The organism is Lysobacter sp. Soil_C_15, from assembly GCF_057657315.1.
On the sequence record NZ_JBDGIR010000001.1, the window covers coordinates 748,677 to 770,798 of the forward strand.

Here is a 22,122-nt window from a genome sequence, read left to right on the forward strand (position 1 = left end):
GGCATGACGGCTTGGGGGGACTCGCCAACACCCTCCACGACCGCGGCGGAACTCACCTGCCGTCATCCCCGCGAAAGCGGGGATCCAGGGATTCGTCGAGGCATGACGCTGAAGTCTGTGGATGCCCGCCTGCGCGGGCATGACGGCTTGGGGGACTCGCCAACGCCATCCACGACCGCGGCGGAACTCATCTGCCGTCATCCCCACGAAAGCGGGGATCCAGGGATTCGTCGAGGCATGACGCTGAAGTCTGTGGATGCCCGCCTGCGCGGGCCTGGCGGCTTGGGGGACTCGCCTACACCCGCCACGACCGCGGCGTAACTCACCTGCCGTCATCGCCGCGAAAGCGGGGATCCAGGGCTTCATCCAGGCAGGGCGCTGAAGTCTGTGGATGCCCGCCTGCGCGGGGATTACGGCTTGGAGCAGTCGCCAAGGTCGACCCCCGGCGGCGACAAACTCACCTGGCCTCATACCGGCCCCAAGCCGCCCAACCGCGCGCCCAAAGTCGCATTCCCGCCCCGGCCCGCTTGCGGCAGCGAAGCCGTACACTCGGCCGGTCCATCCACCCCGGCGCCGCGTCCTTGATCCCAGGCTGGATCCTGCTGTTGGTATCGGCCGGCTACGTCGGCCTGCTGTTCGCGGTCGCCTACTACGGCGACCAGAGCGAACGCACGCCGCGCGCGCGCTGGCTGCGCACGGCCGTCTACTCGCTGGCGCTGGCGGTGTACTGCTCTTCGTGGACCTTCTACGGCGCGGTCGGCACCGCCTCGCGCACCGGCCTGGGCTTCCTGCCGATCTATCTCGGCCCGCTGCTGATGCTGGCCTTCGGCTGGCGCATCCTCGAACGCCTGGTGCTGATCTCCGGCGAGCACCGCATCGTCTCGATCGCCGACTTCCTGTCCTCGCGCTACGGCCGCGCGCCCGGGCTGGCCGCACTGGTCGCGGCGGTCGCGCTGACCGCGGCGGTGCCGTACGTGGCGCTGCAGTTCAAGGCAGTGGCGATGAGCGTGGAGGTGCTGGCCGGAGTGCCGGCCGATCGCGGCTTGCTCGCCGACCCGGCGTTCTACGTGGCGATGATGCTGGCGGTGTTCGCGATCCTGTTCGGCACCCGCCGCATCGACGCCACCGAGCACCACCACGGCATGGTCCTGGCGGTGGCGCTGGAATCGCTGGTCAAGCTGCTGGCCTTCATCGCCATCGGCGTGTTCGCGCTGATCCACCTGCCCGGCGACGGCAGCCTGGCCCAGCGCATCGGCGATGCCGCCCACATCGTGATCCAGCCCGGCTTGCCGGCCGGCTTCGTCACCCAGACCCTGCTCGCCTTCACCGCGATCGTCTGCCTGCCGCGCCAGTTCCACGTCGCTGTGGTCGAGTGCCAGGACCCCAACGACCTGCGCCCGGCGCGCTGGCTGTTCGGCGGCTATCTGCTGCTGATCACCCTGCTGGTGGTGCCGATCACCCTCACCGGCGAATCGCTGCTGGCTTCCAGCGGCGTCTCGCCCGACACCTACGTGCTGGCGCTGCCGCTGCAACTGGATCGCCAGGCGCTGGCGCTGGTGGTGTACATCGGCGGCTTTTCGGCCGCGACCGGCATGGTCATCGTTTCCAGCGTCGCCTTGTCGACGATGGTCAGCAACGACCTGATCGTGCCGCTGCTGCTGCGCAGCGGCGCGTTGCGCGACAGCGCCGGCCTCGATCGCCAGGTGCTGTGGGTGCGCCGCCTGACCATCGTCGTGCTGGCATTGATGGCCTATGCCTATCACCGCGGCTCGCTCGGCGCCAACGGCCTGGCCCAGCACGGCCTGCTCGCCTTCGCCGCGGTCGCCCAGTTCGCGCCGGCGCTGATCGGCGGGCTGTACTGGCGCGGCGCCAGCCGCGCCGGCGCGCTGGCCGGCCTGATCGCCGGCGCGTCGGTGTGGACCTACACCCTGCTGCTGCCGGCGCTGGCACGCGGCGGCTGGATCGGCGGCGACTGGCTGCCGACCGGCCCGCTCGGCATCGCCTGGCTGCGTCCGGAACAACTGTTCGGCCTGGTCGGCTGGGACGGGCTGACCCACGGCACCTTCTGGTCGCTGCTGGCCAACATCGGCGCCTTCCTGTTCGTTTCCGCGCGGCAACGGCCGCGGCTGCAGGAGCAACTGCTGGCCGCGCCGTTCCTCGACCCCTACGTGCGCCGCCCGGCGCTGGGCCCCGGCGGCTGGGCCGGCAGCGTGCGCAGCGGCGACCTGTTGGCCCTGGCCGAGCGCATCGTCGGCGAGCGCCACGCCCGCCGCGCGTTCGAGGACTACGCCCAGCAGCAGGGCCGCGAATGGCAGCCCGAACAACTGGCCGACCGCGCCCTGGCCCAGTTCACCGAGCGCCTGCTGGCCGCGGCGATCGGCGCCGCCTCGGCGCGCCTGACCCTGACCAGCGCGCTGCGCGGCTCGGGCATGGAGCTGGGCGAAGTGGTGGCGCTGCTCGACGAGGCCAACCAGGAACTGCGCTTCAACCGCCAGGTGCTCTCGACCACCCTGGAGAACATCAGCCAGGGGGTCAGCGTGGTCGATCCGGAGATGCGACTGGTGGCCTGGAACCGGCGCTACCAGGAACTGCTCGACTACCCCGACGGCATGCTCTACGTCGGCCGGCCGGTCAGCGACCTGATCCGCTGGAACGCCGAGCGCGGCGAACTCGGCCCCGGCGACATCGACGAGCAGGTGCGGCGCCGCCTCGCCCACCTGCGCGCCGGCGCGCCGCACGTGTTCGAGCGCGTGCGCGCCAGCGGCCAGGTGATCGAGATGGTCGGCCGGCCGCTGGTCGGCGGCGGCTACGTCACCAGCTACAGCGACGTCACCGACTACAAGCGCGCCGAACAGGCGCTGCGCGAGGCCAACGAGACCCTGGAGCAGCGCGTCGAACAGCGCACCCAGGAGGCCGAGTCGGCGCAGCAGTCCAAGACCCGCTTCCTGGCCGCGGTCAGCCACGACGTGCTGCAGCCGCTCAACGCCGCACGCCTGTTCACCACCGCTCTGCGCGAGAGCGCCGACCCCGCCGAGCAGCGGCGCCTGGCCGAACGCGTCGATGCCTCGTTGCGCGCCGCCGAGGACCTGCTCGACGGCCTGCTCGACATCTCGCGCCTGGACGCCGGCGCCCTGCGCCCGGAGCTCAGCGACTTCGACGCCGGCGAACTGCTGCGCGAACTGGCCGCGCAGTACGCGCCCAGCGCCGCCGGCCGCGGCCTGGAACTGCGCGTGCGCACCGCCCAGGATTCGATGCCGGTGCGCAGCGACCGCCGCCTGTTGCGCCGCGCGCTGCAGAACTTCCTCGCCAACGCCTTGCGCTACACCCGCGAGGGCGGTGTGCTGATGGCCGCGCGCGCGCGGCCCAGCGCCGACCCGTCCCGGCCGGGCGATGTCGAACTGCAGGTCTGGGACACCGGCCCCGGCATCCCCGAGCATCACCTGGAGCAGATCTTCGACGAGTTCCGCCGCTTCGATCAGCCCGGCGGCGGCGGCGAACGCGGCCTCGGCCTGGGCCTGTCGATCTGCCAACGCATCGCCCGCACCCTCGACCACCCTTTGCGGGTGCGCTCGCAGATCGGCCAGGGCAGCGTGTTCTCGATCGCCGTGCCCTGCGGCCAGACGCCGCGCGCCGCGGTCGCCGCCGGCAACGCCCACGCCGCGCTGGGCGACTCGCTGGCCGGCCTGCGCGTGCTGTGCATCGACAACGACCGCGAGATCCTCGACGGCATGCGCGCACTGCTCGACCGCTGGGGCGCCAACGCCCTGCTCGCCGCCACCGTCGACGACGCCCTGGCCTTGCTCGAGCAGAAACCCGACGTGGCCCTGGTCGACTACCACCTGCACGATCGCCTCGACGGCCTGGCCGCGATCGACGCCCTGCGAGAACGCCTCGGCGCGCCGCTGCCGGCGGCGCTGCTGACCGGCGACGGCAGCGACGCGCTCAAGCTGGCCGCGCGCGAACGCGGCTGCCGGGTGCTGACCAAGCCGATCAAGCCGGCCTCGCTGCGCGCGTTCCTGGCGGCGCAGCGGCAGGCGCCGCAAGCCTGACCGCGCCCACATTGCCGACGTGACCCGGGTCACCTAAGCTGGCCGCACCCGCGCCATCCAGGGACGCGATCGCGGGCCGGCGCGGCGGCATGCCCGACGGCGTCCCATCACGGACGTTTCGACAGGGGACAACATCATCATGCGCAGACGCTTGCTTTGCGTCCTGGCCGCGTTCGCGCTGGCCGGCACCGCCTTGCCCATCGCCGCCCAGGATTCCGGCGCCGATGCGGTCGCCAACCTGGCCTGGAAGCTCGGCCCGACCCGCGGCGCGATCGCCGACAAGGCGACCATCCAGGTGCCCGACGGCTACGCTTTCCTCGATGCCGCCGGCACCCGCAAGCTCAACGAGCTGTTGCACAACCCGCCGACCGACACCGACGAGTACACCCTCGCGCCCAAGAGCATGGAGTGGTTTTCCTTTTTCCACTACAACGACATCGGCTACGTCAAGGACGAAGAGTCGCTGGATGCCGACGCCATCCTCGACTCGATCCGCGAAGGCACCGAGGAAGGCAACGTCGAGCGCCGCAAGCGCGGCTGGGAGACGATGAAGATCGAAGGCTGGAGCGTCAAACCCCAATACGACAAGACCAGCCACAACCTGGAATGGGCGGTGCTGGCCTCGACTTCCGACTCGCCGGACAAGATCGTCAACTACAACACCCGCCTGCTCGGCCGCCACGGCGTCACCGAGGCGATCCTGGTCGCCGACGCGGCCGGCCTCGACCAGGCCGTCGGCCAGTTCAAACAGCTGGTTCCCGGCTACGCCTTCAACGACGGCGAGAAGTACAGCGAGTTCAAGCCCGGCGACCACGTCGCCGAGTTCGGCCTGGCCGCGCTGATCACCGGCGGCGCCGCCGCGGTGGCGAGCAAGAAGGGCGTCTTCGCCGCGATCGGCCTGTTCCTGGTCAAGGCCTGGAAGCTGGTCCTGGTCGGCCTGGTCGCGATCGGCGGCGCGATCGCCAAGCTGTTCGGGCGCAAGAAGGACTCGTCGCAGGAATGAACCTGCCCTCGGTCGAGCTGCTGCTGGTGCTCGGCGTGATCGGGTTCTACCTGCAGGATTCTGCGATGCTGCTGCACTACGACGAGATCGTCGTGGTGCAGCGCGGCCGCGGCTGGGCCGCGTCGGTCGGTTCGGCCGCGCAGACCGGCGGGCGCTATCTGTACCTGCCCAACCCGCTGCGCCCCGACGCCGCCGTGTTCCGCAGCAGCTGGCTGCGCGGCGACGCGCCCGCGGCGCGCGAGCATTGGCCCGGCTTGGCCCATTTCGTCGCCGCGCTGCGCGGCTTCCGCATCCACTGCCTGCTGTTGTCGTGCCTGCTGTTCCTGGCTCTGCCGCTGCTGCTGTGGCGGTTTCCGCACCCGCTGGCGATGCTGGCCTTGGCCGTGGGCATCTACGCCACCACCTTGCTGATCGGCCTGCGCCTGTGGCGCTACCGCGACGTGATGGAGCTGAGCGGCCGCCAGGCGCTGTCGCTGGGGTTCGAATTGCTGTGCTGCCCGCCGCACGCGGTCAATGTCGTGCGCCGGTTGTGCGCCAGGCGCGGCCTGCGTGGCGATGCCGTCGAGGCGGCGCGGCGGTTGCTCGCCCCGCCGCAGCGGCGGCCGCTGGCCGACCAGGTCGGCGAGCGACTGGCGATGGCGATGGATTTCCATGGCGACGGCGCGCCCCTGCTCGCCGCTCGGCAACGTTGGGAGCGTTTGCGATGACCTCTAGCGAATTCATCGTCGTCGTCGGTGGCCTGGTCCTGGGCTACTGGCTGGTTTCGGTGGTCTGGCCGCTGCTGCGCGATCGCGGCGAACCCGCGCCCGGCCCGGCCCTGTTCGAGCCGGACCCGCCCTGGCACCAGGTGCTCGGCACCCACGCCGACGCGGACCGCAGCACCGTCGACGCGGCTTATCGGGCCAAGCGCGACGAATACTCGCCCGAACGCCTCGTCGCGCTCGGTCGCGACGCACGCCGTCGGGCCCAGCTGCGCATCATCCAGATCGACCGCGCCTATGCGGCGGCGATGCGCGAGCTGGGGCTGGGGCGCGGAAATGGCGGCGACGATGCCGATGCGTAAATCCGTGGTGCCGCACGGATGAAATCGTATTTTCTGGAACGCGTTCGCGGCCGCGCCGACACCGAGGCGGCATTGAGCGGGCTGCTGCCGGGACAGACCCATCCGTGGATCCTCTGGCACGCGCCCGGCGATCCCATCGCGTATCTGTACATCGGCGAGGAACGCAACGTGCTGCACGTGCAAGCCGATATCAGCGGCCGCCATTGCTACCGAGACGACGAGGTCGTCGACGTGCTGCGCGAACTGCAGCGCCGGGTCGGCGGCATCGTCCTGCGCGACTGACGCCGCCGGCCATCAGCACCGCAGACCGCGCCTCAGGGCAAAGCGCGGATCCGGATGTTGCGGTACGCCACTTCGTCGCCGTGGTCCTGCAGGCCGATCGCGCCGCGGCGCGCGGCGGCGAATTCGGGCCAGTCCTTGAACTTGCTGCGCGCCAGGCGCGCGTTCCAGTCCGGCGAGCCGATCCGGAACGCGGCGACGCGGGTGTCGTTCAGCCAGTGCTCGGCCGCGTCGCCGCGCACGACGATGCGGCTGCGGTTCCATTGCCCGGCCGGTTTCGCCGCATCGTCCCGGCTCGGCGGATAAAGACCGTACAAGGCGCCGGCGTGGCGGTCGGGACCGTTGGCCGCGTCGGGATGGCGGCGGTCGTCCAGCACCTGGTACTCGGGCGCGCTGCGGTAGATCGGCTGGGCGCTTTCGACCGCGCGGTAGAAGATGCCGCTGTTGCCGCCGGCGGCGATCTTCCACTCCAGGCGCAGCTCGAAGTCGGCGTAGTCGCGGTCGCTGACCAGGTCGCCGCCCTCGCCGCTGCGCATCAGGGCGCCGTCGACCACGTTCCAGCCGCGCACCGGCTGGCCGCGACGGCCGTAGTTGTGCCAGCCGCGCAGGCTGCGTCCGTCGAACAAGGTTTCGAAACGCCGGTCGTGCGATTCGGCGCCTGCCGCGCGCGGGCCCTCGCCCGCGACGACGGTGGCCAAGCCCAGGGCAAGAATCGATGCGGCAAGCAAGCAGCGATGCACGGGCGCCTCGAAAGAAGCAAGCGGGAGCGAGGAATCATCCTCGCTGCGTTGCGGCTGCCGGACAAGTGCGTGGCGCGCGCTAGGCATCGCGGTCGTAACCAGTCCGTCGCAGTCGGCAGCGCGCGACCCGTTTCGTCGTCGGCGCGCACGGCGCGCGGGCCGGCAGCGCAGCCCGGCCGCTAGTCTGGCCGCTCGCCCGATAAACGCCGGCCGCAGCTGAACCGTTCACCGGCGAGCTGAACCCTGCATGGCGGCGGGCGTTTTCGGCCTTGAGATCGCCGCCGGGCATCCGCACCATTAGCCGCGGATGCCTGGCCACTTCGCGTTGCGACGGATAGCGACGAATCGACCGCAGGGACCTCAAGCGCCGGCGTCCACTTCCGTTTGCCTTGCCGCGGGCCGCAGTCAGCCGGCGCGGCTGCGTTTGGCTGCGCTCAGCCGCCCTGCCAGGACACCGAGGCCTGCTCCGGCGTCAGGCGCAGTTCGAAGCCGAACGAAAAGCCCGGCCCGGGTTCCAGCGGCCCGACGATGACGACCGTGCCGGCCTCGCCGTGCGCGGCCGGGTCCTGCGCAGATCGGTCTTGCGCAGCGCGGATCGCCTTGCCGACGTACGCGGCCTCGGCCGGCGACCAATAGATTTCGATCGCCGCCAGCAATCGCCCGATCGCCTCCTTGGCCGAGGGCGCGCGGCGCGCCATGGCATAGCGCAGGCTCACCGTGGTGCCCAGATCGGCGCAGCCGCCGTAGGCCACGCGGACCGTGTCGCCGTTGCGCGCTCGCCAGGTCGCCGTGTTCCCGTCCGCACCGAGCCGGCCGCCGCGCTGGCGCGCCGCGGCTTCGCGCAGGCGCTGCGTCTGCGCTTGCTGGTCGAACGTGCAGTCGTCGGCAGCGGCGGATTGCGCCGATGCCTGGCCGATACAAAAGCCCAGACCCGCGAAGATCGCCGCGATCCGCAGTAGCAGCCTGCGCCTGTCGCGCAGGCGTGCGCATGTCGTCGCCATTCGTCCCCCTCGCGCCGCCGCAGCAAGCCGCAGGGCCGGCCGCCGTCGCGCGGCGATGGGGAGATTGTACGGATCGGCGCGGCTCGCGGATGCGCGTCGATCGGGCAAAGCGCCGCGTCGGCGCAACCGGCCGTCGGCCGGACACGCGCACGCTCAGCGGCGCGCCTGCCTAGTCCGCCTCTTCCGGCGGCGGCACGATCGCGCCCGGATCCAGGGCCAGGCGGCCGGCGATCAGCACCGCCTGGGTGCGGTTGTTGGCGCCGAGCTTGCGCAGGATCGCGGTGACGTGGGCCTTGACCGTGGCCTCGGACACGCCCAGCTCGTAGCCGATCTGCTTGTTGAGCAGGCCGGCGCCGAGCATCTGCAGCACGCGGAACTGCTGCGGGGTGAGGTCGCGCAGTCGGTGCGCGGCATCGTGCTCTTCGGCATTGGCGGCCGGCGCGGCGATCGCCGCGGCCGGCGCCCAGCGATCGCCGTCGAGCACGGTGGTCAAGGCTTCGCCCAGGGTCGCGGCATCGACCGATTTGGGGATGAAGCCGACCGCGCCGTGATCGAGCGCACGGCGCATCGTCGCCGGCTCTTCGCGCGCCGACACCACCACGATCGGCAACTGCGGGTGCAGCGCGCGCAAATGCACCAGGGCGCTGAAGCCCTGCGCGCCGGGCATGTTCAAGTCGAGCAGCAACAGGTCGGCGTCGGATTCGGCTTCGACCAGGGCGTACAGCGCGTCGACGTTATCGGCCTCGCGCAGGGCGGCGTCGGGCAGAACGCGGGCGACCGCACCGCGCAGGGCTTCGCGGAACAGCGGATGGTCGTCGGCGATCAGCAGGGTCGGCATGAGGGAGGGCCTGGGCTGGGGTGCGGCGCTGCGGACGACGTGCATGGGAGGAATCTTACGTCCTGTCGGGGGCTCGTCCGCTATTGGACGATGGGTGAAGTCGGGTGAAGTGCAGGTGTGCAACCGTATGAACCCCGTCTCACAACCCCGGCCCGGCGCTTGCGCGGGGGGCTCAGCGCGGCCGAGCCGCGGCTGTGGCAACGGCTGCGGCGCAGGCAAGTGTTGGACGTTCAGGTGTATCGGCAGAAGCCATTGCTGGGGTATGTGACGGATTTTTACGCGCCTGCGGCGGGGCTGGTGATCGAAGTGGACGGATCCCAGCACGCGACTGCGTCGGGTTTGGCCGCCGACGCGAGACGCACTGCGGATCTGGAGGCGCTGGGGCTGCGAGTGATCCGGTTCGACAATCTGCAGGTGCTCAAGGAGACGACGGCGGTGATGGAGGAGATTTATCGGGTGATGCAACGGCGGCTGGCGGAGAGGGCGGGAACCAGAAGCTGAGAGCCAAGAGCAAATTCCCCCTGCCCCCCTTTTTCAAAGGGGGGAACAGCAACAGCGACGGCAGCACTCATTGCGGCGGCTGACAGCCGACAGCCGATGCCCGATAGCCGATAGCCGATAGCCGATAGCGGATAGCGGATAGCGGATAGCGGACCCAGCAGACTACGAGCACTTAACGTCCCAACCTACCGATCCCCCCCTTTGAAAAAGGGGGGCCAGGGGGGGATTTGCTGTTGCTGTTGCTGTTGCCCTTGCCTTGCTAAAGCCCTACCTCACCGCCCCAACCGCTCGCTGACCAGGTTCTCGACCACCGACGGATCGGCCAGCGTGCTGGTGTCGCCCAGTTGGTCCGGCGCGTTCTCGGCGATCTTGCGCAGGATGCGGCGCATGATCTTGCCCGAGCGCGTCTTCGGCAGGCCCGGCGCCCACTGCAGATGGTCCGGGGTGGCGATCGGGCCGATTTCCTTGCGCACCCAGGCCACCAGTTCCTTGCGCAGGTCCTCGCTGGACGCTTCGCCGGCGATCAGGGTCACGTAGGCGTAGATGCCCTGGCCCTTGAGGTCGTGCGGGAAACCGACCACCGCCGCTTCGGCGACCTTGGGGTGCGAGACCAGCGCGCTCTCGACTTCTGCGGTGCCGATGCGGTGGCCGCTGACGTTGATGACGTCGTCGACCCGGCCGGTGATCCAGTAGTAGCCGTCGGCGTCGCGGCGGCAGCCGTCGCCGGTGAAGTAGTTGCCCGGGTAGGTCTTGAAATAGGTCTCGATGAAGCGCGCATGGTCGCCGTACACGGTGCGCATCTGGCCCGGCCAGGAATCGGTCAGCACCAGGTTGCCCTCGGCCTCGCCTTCGAGCACGCCGCCGTTGGCGTCGACCAGGGCCGGCTGTACGCCGAAGAACGGCTGGGTCGCCGAACCGGGCTTGAGATCGGTCGCGCCGGCCAGCGGGGTGATCAGGATGCCGCCGGTCTCGGTCTGCCACCAAGTGTCGACGATCGGGCAGCGCGCATCGCCGACCACATCAAAGTACCAACGCCAGGCCTCGGGGTTGATCGGTTCGCCGACCGTGCCGAGCAGGCGCAGCGAACTGCGCGAAGTCTTCTTGACCGGCTCGTCGCCGTCGCGCATCAGCGCGCGGATCGCGGTCGGTGCGGTGTAGAAGATCGTCACCTGGTGCTTGTCGATGACGTTCCAGAACCGCGACACGTCCGGGTAGTTCGGCACGCCTTCGAACACCAGCGCAGTGGCGCCGTTGGCGAGCGGGCCGTAGACGATGTAGCTGTGGCCGGTGACCCAGCCGACATCGGCGGTGCACCAGTAGACGTCGTCCTCGCGCAGGTCGAACACCGCCTCGTGGGTGAAGCTGGCGTAGGTCAGGTAGCCGCCGGTGGTGTGCAGCACGCCCTTGGGTTTGCCGGTGCTGCCGGAGGTGTAGAGGATGAACAGCGGATCTTCCGCGTTCATGCGCTCCGGCTCGCAGCTGTCGGGCTGACCTTCCACGACCGCGTCGTACCAGCGGTCGCGCGGCATCTGCATGTCGACCGCGGCGCCGGTGTGGCGCACCACCAGCACGGTCTCGACCGAGTTGGTGCCGGGCAGCTTCAACGCCGCGTCGACGTTGGCCTTGAGCGGAATCTTCTTGCCGCCGCGCAGGCCTTCGTCGGAAGTGATGACCAGCTTGCTGGCGCAGTCGGCGATGCGGTCGGCGATCGAGTTCGGGGCGAAGCCGCCGAACACCACCGAGTGGATCGCGCCGACCCGGGCGCAGGCCAGCATCGCCACCACCGCTTCGGGAATCATCGGCAGATAGATGGTGATGCGGTCGCCCTTGCCCACGCCGAGCTTGCGCAGGGCGTTGGCCAGGCGGCAGACCCGCGCGTGCAGCTCGCGGTAGCTGATCCGCTCGGCCGGCAGGTTCGGGTCGTCGTGCTCGAACAGCAGCGCGGTCTTGTCGCCGCGCTGGGCCAGATGCCGGTCCAGGCAGTTGACGCTGGCGTTGAGTTCGCCGTCCTCGTACCACTTGATGCGGAAATCGGCGAGGTCGTAGCTGACGTTCTTGATCTTGGTCGGCGCCTTGAACCAGTCCAGGCGCTGGGCGACGCGCCCCCAGAAACCCTCGGGGTCGTTCACCGACTCGGCGTACAGGCGCTGATAGTCCTCGCGCCGGTAGCGCGACTTCGCGGCGAAGTCGGCATCGATCGGGTAGACGCTGGCGGGGTGGCTCATGGGGGCTCCGAAAGGCAGGCGGTGACGACGTAGACGAGCGTTATAGCCGACCCGGCGCGGATCGTGTCTTGCCCGGCCGGTCGGGTGCCGCGGCGCTCGTCGCGGCCCCCTCTTCGCGCGTGCGCGCGAGGGCCGCCAGTTTGCCGCATTCAGCACCTGCGCCGCTGCGACAACGGTTTAGACCTTGGTCGTAAATGGTTTGCTGACTGCGTCGTGTTACGACCAAAGGCGAATGGTTGCCTCGCCGGAGCCGCGCGCAGGCTGGCCGCGACCGTCTGCACCGGCGGCAATCTCGGGAGGGAGTCACGATGTACATGGGGAGTTCTGCCCAAATCGCACTACATCGCGCGCCAGCGCGGCGGCGGCCGTTGGCCGCGGCGCTGCTGGTCGCGCTCGCGCTGCCGGGTCTGGCCTTCGCCCAGACCGCGAAGGAGAAGGAACTGGAAGCGCGCGTCGCCGAACTGGAGCGCATGGTCCAGCAGTTGGTGTCGCAGCAGCAACAGGTCCAGACCCAGGTCACCGAGGTCAAGGCCGCCCAGGCCGCGGCGCCGGCGGCGATCGCAGCAGCGCCGGCCAAGAACCCCATCCAGTCGAGCACGATCAGTCCCTCGGCCAATCCCGGCACGCGTTTCAGCTACGGCGGTTTCATCAAGCTCGATGCCTCGGTCACCCAGACCAACGACGGCGACATCGCCGACGGCTCGGTCGGACGCCTGTTCTACGTGCCCAAGGCGATTCCGGTCGGCGGCGCGGCCACCCGCGAGGGCGGCAGCGACACCGACATGGGCGCCAACTTCTCGCGCTTCTGGTTCGCCGCCGACACCGACCTGGAGAGCGGCGACAAGCTCAAGGGCTATCTGGAATTCGATCTCTACGGCGGCGGCAGCACCGCCTTCACCGGCAGCGAGGTCGCCACCAACACCTATGCGCTGACCCTGCGCCAGGCCTACGTGACCTGGAACAAGTGGCTGGCCGGCCAGGCTTGGTCGAACTTCCAGGACACCGCGGCGCTGCCGGACACGGTCGACTTCCTCGGCCCCACCGAGGGCACGGTGTTCGTACGCCAGGCGCAACTGCGCTACACCAGCGGCCCGTGGTCGTTCTCGATCGAGAATCCGGAGACGGTCTACACCCCGTTCCGCGGCAACATGGCCCAGATCGCCGGCGACGACGGCGCGGTGCCGGACGTGACCGCGCGCTATACCGCCAAGGGCGACTGGGGCCATTTCAGCGTCGGCGCCCTGGCGCGCCAGCTCAAGTACCAGACCGGCCGCGCCAACGACACCAACACCGGCTACGGCGTCAGCGTGTCGGGCAAGTGGAACGTCGGCGCCAACGACGATCTGCGCTACATGGTCACCGCCGGCAGCGGCATCGGCCGCTACGTCGGCCTGGCGCTGAGCAACGACGCGGTGCTCGACGCCAGCGGCGATCTGGAGAACATCGACCTGATCTCCGGCTTCGTCGGCTGGCGCCACGTGTTCAGCCCGAAGCTGCGCGGCAACCTGTTCTACTCGCGCGCCGAGTACGACAACGACACCGCCCTGACCGGGCGCGGCATCACCAAGTCGGCGCAGTCCGCGCACATCAACCTGATCTACACGCCGATTCCCAAGCTCGACCTGGGCGCCGAGTACATCTGGGGCCAGCGCGAGATCGAAACCGGCGACCGCGGCGAGATCAACCGTCTGCAGACCCACGTCAAGTACAGCTTCTGACGATCGCGCGGTCGCGGCCGGACCGGCCGCGACCGTTCGACGACGCGTCCGTTACGACCCCGGCGGGCCCTAGTCCGCTCCAATCCACTGTTCGGGGGAACAGCTCATGTCCAGCACCACCGCCAGCCTTCCGTCCCATGCGGCGCCGTTGACCAAGGGCCACCGCAAGGTCATTTTCGCCTCCAGCCTCGGCACCGTGTTCGAGTGGTACGACTTCTACCTGTACGGCTCGCTCGCCGTGATCATCGGCAAGCAGTTCTTCGGCGGCCTCAACGACACCAGCCAGTTCATCTTCGCCCTGCTGGCCTTCGCCGCCGGCTTCGCGGTGCGGCCGTTCGGCGCGCTGGTGTTCGGCCGGCTCGGCGACATGATCGGACGCAAGTACACCTTCCTGGTCACCATCGTGATCATGGGCCTGGCGACCTTCGTGGTCGGCATCCTGCCCAGCTACGCCACCCTGGGCATCGCCGCGCCGATCATCCTGATCACCCTGCGCCTGCTGCAGGGTCTGGCGCTGGGCGGCGAGTACGGCGGCGCGGCGACCTACGTCGCCGAGCATGCGCCCAACGGCAAGCGCGGCCTGTACACCAGCTTCATCCAGACCACCGCGACCCTGGGTTTGTTCCTGTCGCTGCTGGTGATCTGGGGCTGCCGCAACTACCTGGGCAAGGAAAGCTTCGAAGCCTGGGGCTGGCGCATCCCGTTCCTGTTCTCGGTGCTGCTGCTCGGCGTGTCGGTGTGGATCCGCATGCAGCTGGCCGAATCGCCGCTGTTCCAGCAGATGAAGGCCGAGGGCAAGACCTCCAAGGCGCCGATCACCGAGAGCTTCTTCTCCAAGAACGGCAAGATCGCCCTGCTGGCCCTGCTCGGCGCCACCGCCGGCCAGGCGGTGGTGTGGTACGGCGGACAGTTCTATTCGCTGTTCTTCCTGACCAAGACCCTCGGCATGGATCCGAACCAGGCCGACATCTACATCGCCATCGCCCTGGCCCTGGCCACCGGCGGATTCATCTTCTTCGGCTGGCTCTCGGACAAGATCGGGCGCAAGAAGATCGTGCTGGCCGGTTGCCTGATCGCGGTGCTGACCTACTTCCCGGTGTTCAAGGCGCTGACCCATAACGTCAACCCGGCCCTGGAAGCCGCGGTGACCGCGTCGCCGGTCGTGGTCACCGCCGATCCGGACCGCTGCGCGTTCCAGTTCGACCCGGTCGGCAAGGCGACCTTCAAGCAGTCCTGCGACATCATCAAGTCGGCGCTGGCCAAGAAGGGCATTCCCTACAAGAACGCGCCCGGCGCGGCCGGCAGCGTGGCCACGGTCAGCATCGGCGGCACCGCCCTGACCAGCTTCGAGGGCGAGTCGCTGAGCAAGGACGAGTTCAAAGCCCAGTCCGACGCGTTCGGCAAGCAGCTCGGCGATGCGCTCAAGGCTGCCGGCTACCCGGCTTCGGCCGACCCGGCGCAGATCAACACGCCGATGGTGATCGTGCTGCTGACCTTCCTGGTGCTGCTGGTGACCATGGTCTATGGCCCGATCGCGGCCTGGCTGGTCGAACTGTTCCCGACCCGGATCCGCTACACCTCGATGTCGCTGCCCTACCACATCGGCAACGGCTGGTTCGGCGGCTTCCTGCCGTTCACCGCCTTCGCCATCGTCGCCGCCACCGGCAATATCTACAGCGGCCTGTGGTATCCGATCGTGGTCGCGGCGATGACCGTGGTGATCGGCGCGTTGTTCCTGCCGGAAACCAAGGATCGCGATATCACGCTCTGAGCCCGCTGCCCGGGTTGCGCTGCACGAGCAAGAACGCCGGCCTTGGGCCGGCGTTCTTGCTTGCGGCGGGACTCGGGACTCGGGACTCGGGACTCGGGACTCGGGACTCGGGACTCGGGACTCGTAGTCAGTATGAAAAGCGCTGCTTCGGAGTGTCCATAGCCACTGTTGGCTCGGTGGGTTCGCTTGCAGCGTCCAGGCCAAAACCGCGAAGCGACTCGTTGCTTCCCGCCGCGGCCCGGCACAGCCTTTCGAGTCCCGAGTCCCCAGCCCCGAGTCCCGACCCCGCTCAGGAATGAACGAACTTCGGCATCTCCCATTCGTAGCGAATCGCCAGCAGGCGCGCGGCGAATCCGCCGCCGAGGCAGATCGGCACGGCGGCGTTCTCGGCCACGCCCAGCCGCAACAGCAGCAGATAGGCCACGCCGGTCAGCAGCGCGATCACCGCATACAGCTCGCGCTGGAACACCAGCGGAATCTCGTTGCACAGCACGTCGCGCAACACCCCGCCGAAGGCGCCGGTGAGCATGCCGGCGATCACCACGATCGCCGGCGCGTGGCCGGCCTCGCGCGCGATCGCGCAGCCGATCAGGGTGAAGGCGATCAGTCCCAACGCGTCCAGCCACAGGAAGGCGCGGCGCAGGCGCTGCAGGCGCTTGGCCAGGAAGGTCGCAGCCAGGGCCGCGCCGACGGTGTAGGCCAGATACTCGGGATGGCGCACCCAGCCCAGCGGATAGTGGCCGAGCACGATGTCGCGCAGCGAGCCGCCGCCGAGCGCGGTCACGCAGGCGATGGTGACCACGCCGAACAGGTCCATGCGCCGCTTGCCCGCGGCGAGCGCGCCGGTCATGGCTTCGGCGCTGATGGCGATGAGGTAGATCAGGGACAACAACACGGGCGGTGCTCCGGCGCAGGACGGGAGAGCCGCGGCCGGGAAGCGAAGCGCCGGAGTGCGCGGCCACCGCGGCGCGGATCGTCGCCGCGCGAGTGCGTGGCGACGGCGTGCGGCGGGCGACGCGCGCGACGGCGGCGCGGACTCGCGTCGCGCGCACGCCTGGGCTGTCTTCGCGACCGAAGCCGCGGTGCCGCTCCCGCTGTCCTTTTACCTGAGAGTTTGCGCGGACCTTGCGGCCGCTTGCCCCTTCGGTGGGCCGCTGCGCGGCCTCTCTCCAGATCGGCGATGTCGTGGCAGTGTTCCGGCCGGAGGCCGAGCCTGAGCGATTATGGGAGCCTGCGCCTTCGGCGGGCGCGGCCGCGGGCCGGCGCCACTCTTCTGCAACGGCCGGCATGGTAACACCCCGGCGCGCGGAGCATGGCCGCCTTCGGCGCGCTGCGCCGCGATCGGCCGCCTCACGGTCGCGGCTCGCGACCGGAGGAAACTCCCGCGGGACGCCGCTCCCATCCCTTGGCACGCGGGGATTCATGCGCCTGTAGGAACGGCGTAAGCCGCGACCGCTGCCTCGCAGCGACGACGCCACCGGCCGCCCCGCGTCGCGGCGTATGACCGGAGGAAATCCCCGTGGGACCCCGCTCCTACAAAAACGGCTCCGCTTCAAAGGGTAGCAGCGGCGCGAGCCGCGACCGCACGACCGCCGCTACGCCGTCACCGGCCTGACCCGCGCGCCCCGGCGGCCTCGCGCTCGGCCGACAGCGCTTCGACCATCGCCTGCTCCAGCGAACGCTGCGGGTCGGCGCGGATCGCGGCCAGCTCCGGCGCCGGCCAGTCGCGACGCAGGCGGCCGTCGACCAGCAACAGGGCGCGATCGATGAAGCGCTCGGCGACGTCGATCGAATGGGTGGCCAGCAACACCGTGGTGCCGCGCTCGTGGGCGAGCTGTTGCAGATGGCGCTTGAGCGCATAGGCGCTGAGCGGGTCCAGGCCGTTGAGCGGCTCGTCCAGCACCAGCAGCGGCGGCTCGCCGAGCAGGCCGAGCGCGATCGCCAGCTTCTGCCGGGTGCCCAGCGAATACTGGCCCACCCGCCGGTCCAGCATCGGCCCCAGGTTGAGCCACTCGGCCAGGGCCAGGGTCGGCGCCGGCACCTCGCCCAGGCCGCGCGTGCCGGCGAACAGGCGCAGGCACTCGCGCCCGCTCAGCAGCGGCGGCAGCCGCGCCGGATCGACCGCGAAACCGAGCAGGCCGCGCGCCGCCACCGGCGCGCGCGCCAGGTCGTGGCCGCCGATCCGCACTCGCCCCGCGCTCGGCCGCTGCAGGCCGGCCAGGCAGTGCAGCAGGGTGGTCTTGCCGGAACCGTTCGGCCCGATCAGGGCGGCGAATTCGCCGCGGCGCAGGACCAGGTCGATGCCGTGCAGCACTGCGTGTTCGTCGTAGCGATGCTGCAGCCCATCCAGTTGCAGCATCGCCTCGTCCGCCGTCGCCGCGGCCGGATCGCGCATCGACGCGTCGCCGGGGGTGGAGGGCGGCCGGCTCACGGGCCCGCCTGCGCGCCGCGCCGGCGCCAGGCCGGCAGCAAGGGCAGCGCCGTCAGCGCCAGCACGCCCCATAACAGCGGCAGCGCGCGCCAGTTCAACGAGAGCAGCAGCGCGCCGCCGCCGGCGCAGGCCGCCGCGCAGGCGTAGGCGAAGGCCGGATAGCGCCAGGCCGCGCGCGCCAGCGCATCGGCCGGCCGCGGCGTGGCCGCGAGCAACTCATCGGCCGCGCGCGCCGCGACCGCGCAGGCCTGCGCCACCAGGCTGAACCAGGCCAAGGCCACCGCGATCGCCAGCACCCCGGCGCCGGTCGCCAGACCGGTGCCGCCCGGCATCGCCAGCAGCACCGCGCCGATCATCCAGGCCCGGCCGCCGCGGCGCCAACGCAGCAAAGCTTCGCGCCGCTGCCAGTCGCTGACATGCGGCAGGCGCGCGTCGTCGAGCCAGGCGAGGCCGAACAGCGGTTGGCGCGCGCCTTCGCGCACGCGCCGCGTCGGCTGGCGGCGATGGCGCAAACTCGACACCAGACCCAGCACGACCCCGGCGGCGACGCTGCCGGCGACGATCAGGCTGGCGCTGCGCCAGGCCGCCGCCTCGCCGCCGCAGCCGCGCAGGGTCAGCGCGGCCAGCAAGGCCGCGGCGGCCGCACCGAGCGCGGCCAGTACGATCAGGGTCCAGGTGCCGCGGCGCGGGTCGATCGGCGCCGCCGCCCACCAGCCCAGGCGCAGATGCTCGTCCAGCGCGACCAGCCGGCCGCGCGCGGCGGCATGCCCCAGCGCCAGCGCGATCAGCGCGAACGGCAGAGGCAGTTGTGCGACCAGCCGCGGCACCGCCGCCGCCAGGGCGGCGCCTTGTTCGCCGGACGCGCGCAACAGCCAGGGGGTCGCCAACGCCAGGGCCGCGGCGCGCGCCGCGCGGCCATGCCACCAGGCGTCGCCGCGCACGGCGTTGAGGCGGGCTTCGGCGAACCAGGGGTGCAGCCAGGCGGGCATCGGCGCGGTTTCCGTACGCGGTCGGCAACGCGCGACCGCAGCTGCAGACTCTAACCGCGCCGGCGCTTCAGCGCTCTCCGGCCTGGCAGCGGCGCAGCAACGCCGGCTCCAGGCCGATCGCATCGGTCCAACGCTCCAGTCCGGCCCAGGCGCGCTCCAGTGCGGCGATCGTCGCCGCTTCGTCGCGGAAATCGCCGCGCACCACCTGGGCGAACAGCTCCGCGGTGCCGTCCGGCCCGCCCAGGTCGATGGCCTCGTCGAACAGGCTGCCCGCGGACACGTAGACATGGCGCTCGGCCAGCCCGATCAGGCAGGCCAGATGCTCGGCGAAACGGCCGGCGAGCAGGGCCAGCGGCGGCCGGCCATGGCGGTTGCGCAGCTTGCCGATCAGCTCGTACAACTCGCCGACCACCAGTTCGGCCATGGCCCGGTCGACCGCGGCGTCGTCGGGGTGGGCGGCGAGCGAGCGCAGGCTCTCGACCAGGGCGCCGTGGTCGGGCGCGATCCACAGCGCTCGCGCATGCACGAACTGGCCGTGGCTGATCGGCCAGGACTCGTCGACCTCGCGCGCGTAGGCCTCGATCGCGCTGCGCGACATCAGGTTGACCTCGGCCTTGCCGCGGCCGTGCACCCATTCCAGCGATTCGTCGTAGTCCTCGCCATGAGCCTCGTCGTCGAGCACCGCCCACAGTTCGATATCGGAGTAAGGACCGTCGCCGTCGCGCGCGGTCGAACCGTACAGCGCGACCGCGAGCAGGCGTTCGCCATGGCGGCGGCGCAGAGCGGCGACGATCCCGTCGACCAGGCCGCGGCGTTGCTCGGGGGTGACCGATTGGGGGCCGGCGAACAGAGTTTCGAGTTCGCCGCAAGGCAATAGGTAATTCGTCATCGCGCCTAGATAGCACCGCGAGCGCGCGAGTGGCAATGACGCAATCCGCGCACTGCGATGCACGGCGGAGTATCGATGGCGCAGTGCGGCGCGCGGCTACTGCGGCGGCGCGGCGAGTTCGCGCGCGTCCAGGCTGCCGTCGCGGTTGCGGTCCTGCTTGGCGAAGCGCTCGGCCAGGGTGCGCCGGTGCTGTTCGCGGCTGAGCGGCTGGCCGCCGCCGTGCGCGCGCGCCGGCTGTTCGGCGGCGTCGAGCTGGCCGTCGCGGTTGGCGTCCATCGCGTCGAAGGCGTAGCTGAGCCAGTCCTGATACTCGAGCAGCGAGATCTTGCCGTCGCCGTCGCCGTCCATGCGCGACAGATAGTCGCCGGTCGAGGCGACCTGGGCCGAAGCCAGGACGGGAAGGCAGAGCGCGATTGCGAACAGTCGCCGGAACATGCGCCTACGCGTAACGGGGGAGATGGCGCGAAGCCTGCAGGCTGGACGGCGCCCAGGCAAGCCCCGGCCGCTCGCGGGCGGACGAACTCCGCCGCGGCCGGCCCCTCGCCGGCCGCGGCGGGACGATCCCTCAAGCCGTCATTCCGGCACGCAGCAGAAAGCGTAGCCGCCGCCGTAGTCGCAGCCCGGCCACGGGTTGCAGCCTTCGGCCAGGCGGTTGTCGGCCTGGGCGAAGCTGAAGCCGGTCGACAGGGCGAACAGCGCCATCAGCGCAACGGACTTGGCGCGGCGGGTCTTGAACAGTTTCATGCTCTCTCTCCTCGATGGATACGTATGGGATCGGTTGGTACGCAAACGAATGCGGCAACGCTACGCCGGCTTCAACGGTCGTCGACGCAGCAGCCATGGACGTCGCCGCCGAACAGGCAACCCGCGCGCGGCGAGCAGCCTTCCGCGTAAGGCCCGTCGGCCTGGGCGGCGCCGAAGCCGATCGAAGCGGCGAACAACGCCGCCAACAGCACTTTCTTCAACCGCGAATTGCCAACAGCCTTCATGCCTGAGCTCTCCTGTGCGCGGTGGGAGCGCGACCGCCGGTCCCTGGCGTGCGGCGCGTTCGTGGGTGGCTTCCTTCCCTGGCCGACGATGCGCCGCGCCGGCGCACGGAACGTCGGCACGGCTGCTGGGATTCGAAACGCTGGCGCTGCGCCGGACGCGCAAGGCCGGCGCGGACCGTTCCGGAGCGGAACGGCGGCACTTCCCCTGTGCGGCGGACGGCGTTGCCGTCGCGACGAATCCATTCGCGGCGACGCTACACCGCGCCGCGCCGGCGAAACCGGCTCGCCGTCGCGGTATGCCGAACTCGCGCCGCGCATCGCGCATGCGCCGCCGCACGGACGCAGGGCAACAAAAAACCCGCGCATCGCTGCGCGGGTTCGTGGCGTCCGCCGGTTGCGCCCGGACGGGCGCGGCTCAGCTGGCGCGGTCAGCTGCGGGCCGGCGCCAGCGCATAGCCCTTCATGCGCTCGGAGAACGCCTGCAGCGCATGGATGCCGCTGGCTTCCGCCTCCACGCACCAGGCGTGCAGCTTGGCCAGGGTCGCCTGGGCATCGTGCGAACGATCGTCGAGCACCTGCGCCAGGCGCTGGCGGAAGTCGGCCACGGTCGCCATGCGCGGGCGCTCGGCGACCCAGTTCTGCAGGCGCGTGCGGGCGCCGTCGTCGAGCCAGCGGCCGCCGTCGGCCAGGCCCTTGCGCAGGCGCCGCGGCAACGCGCGCATGCGGTCGCCGGCGTGGCCGGCTTCTTCGCGCAGCGCCGGCAAAGTGACGTTTCGGTAGTAGTCGGTCATGGCCTGGAAGCGGATCGCCAGCAGCGCCTTGAGGGTCTCGCCGTCGGGCATGGCGATGTTCGGGCGCACGTCCAGAGTCGGCGCCACCCGCAGCACCTTGGCCAGGCGCAGCGCCTGCAGGCCGCGGATCGCGGTCCAGCCGATGTCGAACTCCCACTTGCGCAGGGCGAACTTGGCCGAACTCGGGAAGGCGTGGTGGTTGTTGTGCAGTTCCTCGCCGCCGATCCAGAAACCCCACGGGGTCAGGTTGGTCGCGGTGTCGGTGGTCTCGAAGTTGCGATAGCCCCACCAGTGGCCGAGGCCGTTGACCACGCCCGCGGCCCAGAACGGAATCCACAGCATCTGCAGCGCCCAGATCGCCACGCCGGCGAAGCCGAACAGGACGAAGCTGATCAGCAGCAGCAACACCGGCCCCATCGTGGCGTGCGGGGTGTAGAGCTTGCGTTCGATCCAGTCGTCCGGGCAGCCCTTGCCGTACTTCTCGATGTCCTCGCGCTCGCCGCGCGCTTCGCGGTAGAGCTCGACGCCGCGCCACATCACCGTGTCGATGCCCTTGAACTGCGGGCTGTGCGGGTCTTCCTCGGTCTCGCACTTGGCGTGGTGCTTGCGATGGATCGCCGCCCACTCCTTGGTGATCATCGAGGTCGTCAGCCAGGTCCAGAACCGGAACAGGTGGGCGAGCGCGGGATGGAAATCGACCGAGCGGTGCGCCATCGAGCGGTGCAGGTACAGCGTCACCGACATGATGGTGAGCTGGGTCACCACCAGGAAATACGCGACGAGCTCCCAGAGGCCGGCCTGGGCCAGGCCGCCGGCAAGGAAGTCGATCAGGGAAGCGGGCATAC

20 protein-coding genes and 1 riboswitch are annotated in these 22,122 nt (G+C 70.4%); of the genes, 8 read left to right on the forward strand and 12 right to left on the reverse strand.

What is annotated here, in order from left to right; genetic code table 11:
- The first annotated feature begins 581 nt into the window (after window positions 1-581).
- From AC3A57_RS03190 to AC3A57_RS03210, 5 genes are all read left to right on the forward strand, one after another.
- On the forward strand, window positions 582-4,049 hold the full coding sequence (locus tag AC3A57_RS03190) for a hybrid sensor histidine kinase/response regulator (protein ID WP_487577537.1): 3,468 nt from the start codon (window positions 582-584) through the stop codon (window positions 4,047-4,049).
- Window positions 4,050-4,188: 139 nt separating this feature from the next.
- On the forward strand, window positions 4,189-5,052 hold the full coding sequence (locus tag AC3A57_RS03195; RefSeq protein ID WP_487577538.1) for a DUF2167 domain-containing protein: 864 nt from the start codon (window positions 4,189-4,191) through the stop codon (window positions 5,050-5,052).
- Window positions 5,049-5,759 carry a hypothetical protein gene (locus AC3A57_RS03200; protein WP_487577539.1) on the forward strand — a complete coding sequence of 237 codons (711 nt, stop codon included), beginning with the start codon at window positions 5,049-5,051 and terminating at the stop codon, window positions 5,757-5,759. The genes AC3A57_RS03195 and AC3A57_RS03200 overlap by 4 nt, the downstream gene beginning before the upstream one ends.
- Window positions 5,756-6,115 carry a hypothetical protein gene (locus tag AC3A57_RS03205; RefSeq protein ID WP_487577540.1) on the forward strand — a complete coding sequence of 120 codons (360 nt, stop codon included), beginning with the start codon at window positions 5,756-5,758 and terminating at the stop codon, window positions 6,113-6,115. Before AC3A57_RS03200 ends, AC3A57_RS03205 begins: the two co-directional genes overlap by 4 nt.
- Before the next feature lie 18 nt (window positions 6,116-6,133).
- Complete coding sequence (locus tag AC3A57_RS03210) at window positions 6,134-6,397, forward strand: hypothetical protein (RefSeq protein ID WP_487577541.1); 264 nt, start codon at window positions 6,134-6,136, stop codon at window positions 6,395-6,397.
- Between the two features lie 32 nt (window positions 6,398-6,429).
- On the opposite strand, the gene AC3A57_RS03215 is transcribed toward AC3A57_RS03210, so the two are convergent.
- The 3 genes from AC3A57_RS03215 to AC3A57_RS03225 form a co-directional block, all read right to left on the reverse strand.
- Window positions 6,430-7,092, reverse strand: a complete 663-nt coding sequence (locus AC3A57_RS03215; RefSeq protein ID WP_487577542.1) for a 3-keto-disaccharide hydrolase — start codon at window positions 7,090-7,092, stop codon at window positions 6,430-6,432.
- Window positions 7,093-7,568: 476 nt separating this feature from the next.
- Window positions 7,569-8,243: a hypothetical protein gene (locus tag AC3A57_RS03220; protein ID WP_487577543.1), complete on the reverse strand. Its 675-nt coding sequence runs from the start codon at window positions 8,241-8,243 to the stop codon at window positions 7,569-7,571.
- Window positions 8,244-8,304: 61 nt separating this feature from the next.
- Window positions 8,305-8,973 (reverse strand): response regulator transcription factor, encoded by a 669-nt coding sequence (locus AC3A57_RS03225; protein WP_221670506.1) that lies wholly within the window; start codon window positions 8,971-8,973, stop codon window positions 8,305-8,307.
- A gap of 117 nt (window positions 8,974-9,090) precedes the next feature.
- Here AC3A57_RS03225 and AC3A57_RS03230 point away from each other — a divergent pair, with 117 nt between their 5' ends.
- Window positions 9,091-9,474 (forward strand): endonuclease domain-containing protein, encoded by a 384-nt coding sequence (locus AC3A57_RS03230; protein ID WP_487577544.1) that lies wholly within the window; start codon window positions 9,091-9,093, stop codon window positions 9,472-9,474.
- A gap of 272 nt (window positions 9,475-9,746) precedes the next feature.
- Here the strand turns inward: AC3A57_RS03230 and acs are convergent, their stop codons facing one another.
- A complete protein-coding gene (gene acs, locus AC3A57_RS03235) occupies window positions 9,747-11,699 on the reverse strand; it encodes an acetate--CoA ligase (RefSeq protein ID WP_487577545.1) in 1,953 nt (650 codons plus the stop codon).
- 368 nt (window positions 11,700-12,067) lie between these two features.
- On the opposite strand from acs, the gene AC3A57_RS03240 reads away from it, so the two are divergent.
- Together AC3A57_RS03240 and AC3A57_RS03245 are read left to right on the forward strand one after the other, a co-directional pair.
- Window positions 12,068-13,417, forward strand: coding sequence for a DcaP family trimeric outer membrane transporter (locus tag AC3A57_RS03240; RefSeq protein ID WP_487577546.1), 1,350 nt, complete (start codon window positions 12,068-12,070; stop codon window positions 13,415-13,417).
- A 106-nt stretch (window positions 13,418-13,523) separates the two neighbouring features.
- Window positions 13,524-15,188, forward strand: coding sequence for an MFS transporter (locus AC3A57_RS03245; RefSeq protein ID WP_487577547.1), 1,665 nt, complete (start codon window positions 13,524-13,526; stop codon window positions 15,186-15,188).
- A 289-nt stretch (window positions 15,189-15,477) separates the two neighbouring features.
- Here AC3A57_RS03245 and AC3A57_RS03250 read toward each other — a convergent pair whose 3' ends face one another.
- The 8 genes from AC3A57_RS03250 to AC3A57_RS03285 all read right to left on the reverse strand — a co-directional run bounded on the left by AC3A57_RS03250 (window position 15,478) and on the right by AC3A57_RS03285 (window position 22,120).
- Entirely contained in the window at window positions 15,478-16,083 is a 606-nt protein-coding gene (locus AC3A57_RS03250; protein ID WP_487577548.1) for a trimeric intracellular cation channel family protein, read from the reverse strand.
- 191 nt (window positions 16,084-16,274) lie between these two features.
- Window positions 16,275-16,371: riboswitch (glycine riboswitch) on the reverse strand.
- Between the two features lie 420 nt (window positions 16,372-16,791).
- Window positions 16,792-17,619 (reverse strand): ABC transporter ATP-binding protein, encoded by an 828-nt coding sequence (locus tag AC3A57_RS03255; protein ID WP_487577549.1) that lies wholly within the window; start codon window positions 17,617-17,619, stop codon window positions 16,792-16,794.
- The gene (locus AC3A57_RS03260) at window positions 17,616-18,608 is read right to left on the reverse strand and encodes a hypothetical protein (RefSeq protein WP_487577550.1); all 993 of its coding nucleotides are present in this window, start codon (window positions 18,606-18,608) and stop codon (window positions 17,616-17,618) included. Before AC3A57_RS03260 ends, AC3A57_RS03255 begins: the two co-directional genes overlap by 4 nt.
- A 67-nt stretch (window positions 18,609-18,675) precedes the next feature.
- Window positions 18,676-19,497, reverse strand: a complete 822-nt coding sequence (locus AC3A57_RS03265) for a kanamycin nucleotidyltransferase C-terminal domain-containing protein (protein ID WP_487577551.1) — start codon at window positions 19,495-19,497, stop codon at window positions 18,676-18,678.
- A 96-nt stretch (window positions 19,498-19,593) separates the two neighbouring features.
- Window positions 19,594-19,932, reverse strand: a complete 339-nt coding sequence (locus tag AC3A57_RS03270; RefSeq protein WP_487577552.1) for an EF-hand domain-containing protein — start codon at window positions 19,930-19,932, stop codon at window positions 19,594-19,596.
- Window positions 19,933-20,070: 138 nt separating this feature from the next.
- The gene (locus AC3A57_RS03275) at window positions 20,071-20,241 is read right to left on the reverse strand and encodes a hypothetical protein (RefSeq protein ID WP_487577553.1); all 171 of its coding nucleotides are present in this window, start codon (window positions 20,239-20,241) and stop codon (window positions 20,071-20,073) included.
- Between the two features lie 71 nt (window positions 20,242-20,312).
- Window positions 20,313-20,486 (reverse strand): hypothetical protein, encoded by a 174-nt coding sequence (locus AC3A57_RS03280; RefSeq protein ID WP_487577554.1) that lies wholly within the window; start codon window positions 20,484-20,486, stop codon window positions 20,313-20,315.
- A gap of 428 nt (window positions 20,487-20,914) precedes the next feature.
- A complete protein-coding gene (locus AC3A57_RS03285; RefSeq protein ID WP_487577555.1) occupies window positions 20,915-22,120 on the reverse strand; it encodes a DesA family fatty acid desaturase in 1,206 nt (401 codons plus the stop codon).
- Window positions 22,121-22,122: the final 2 nt, after the last annotated feature.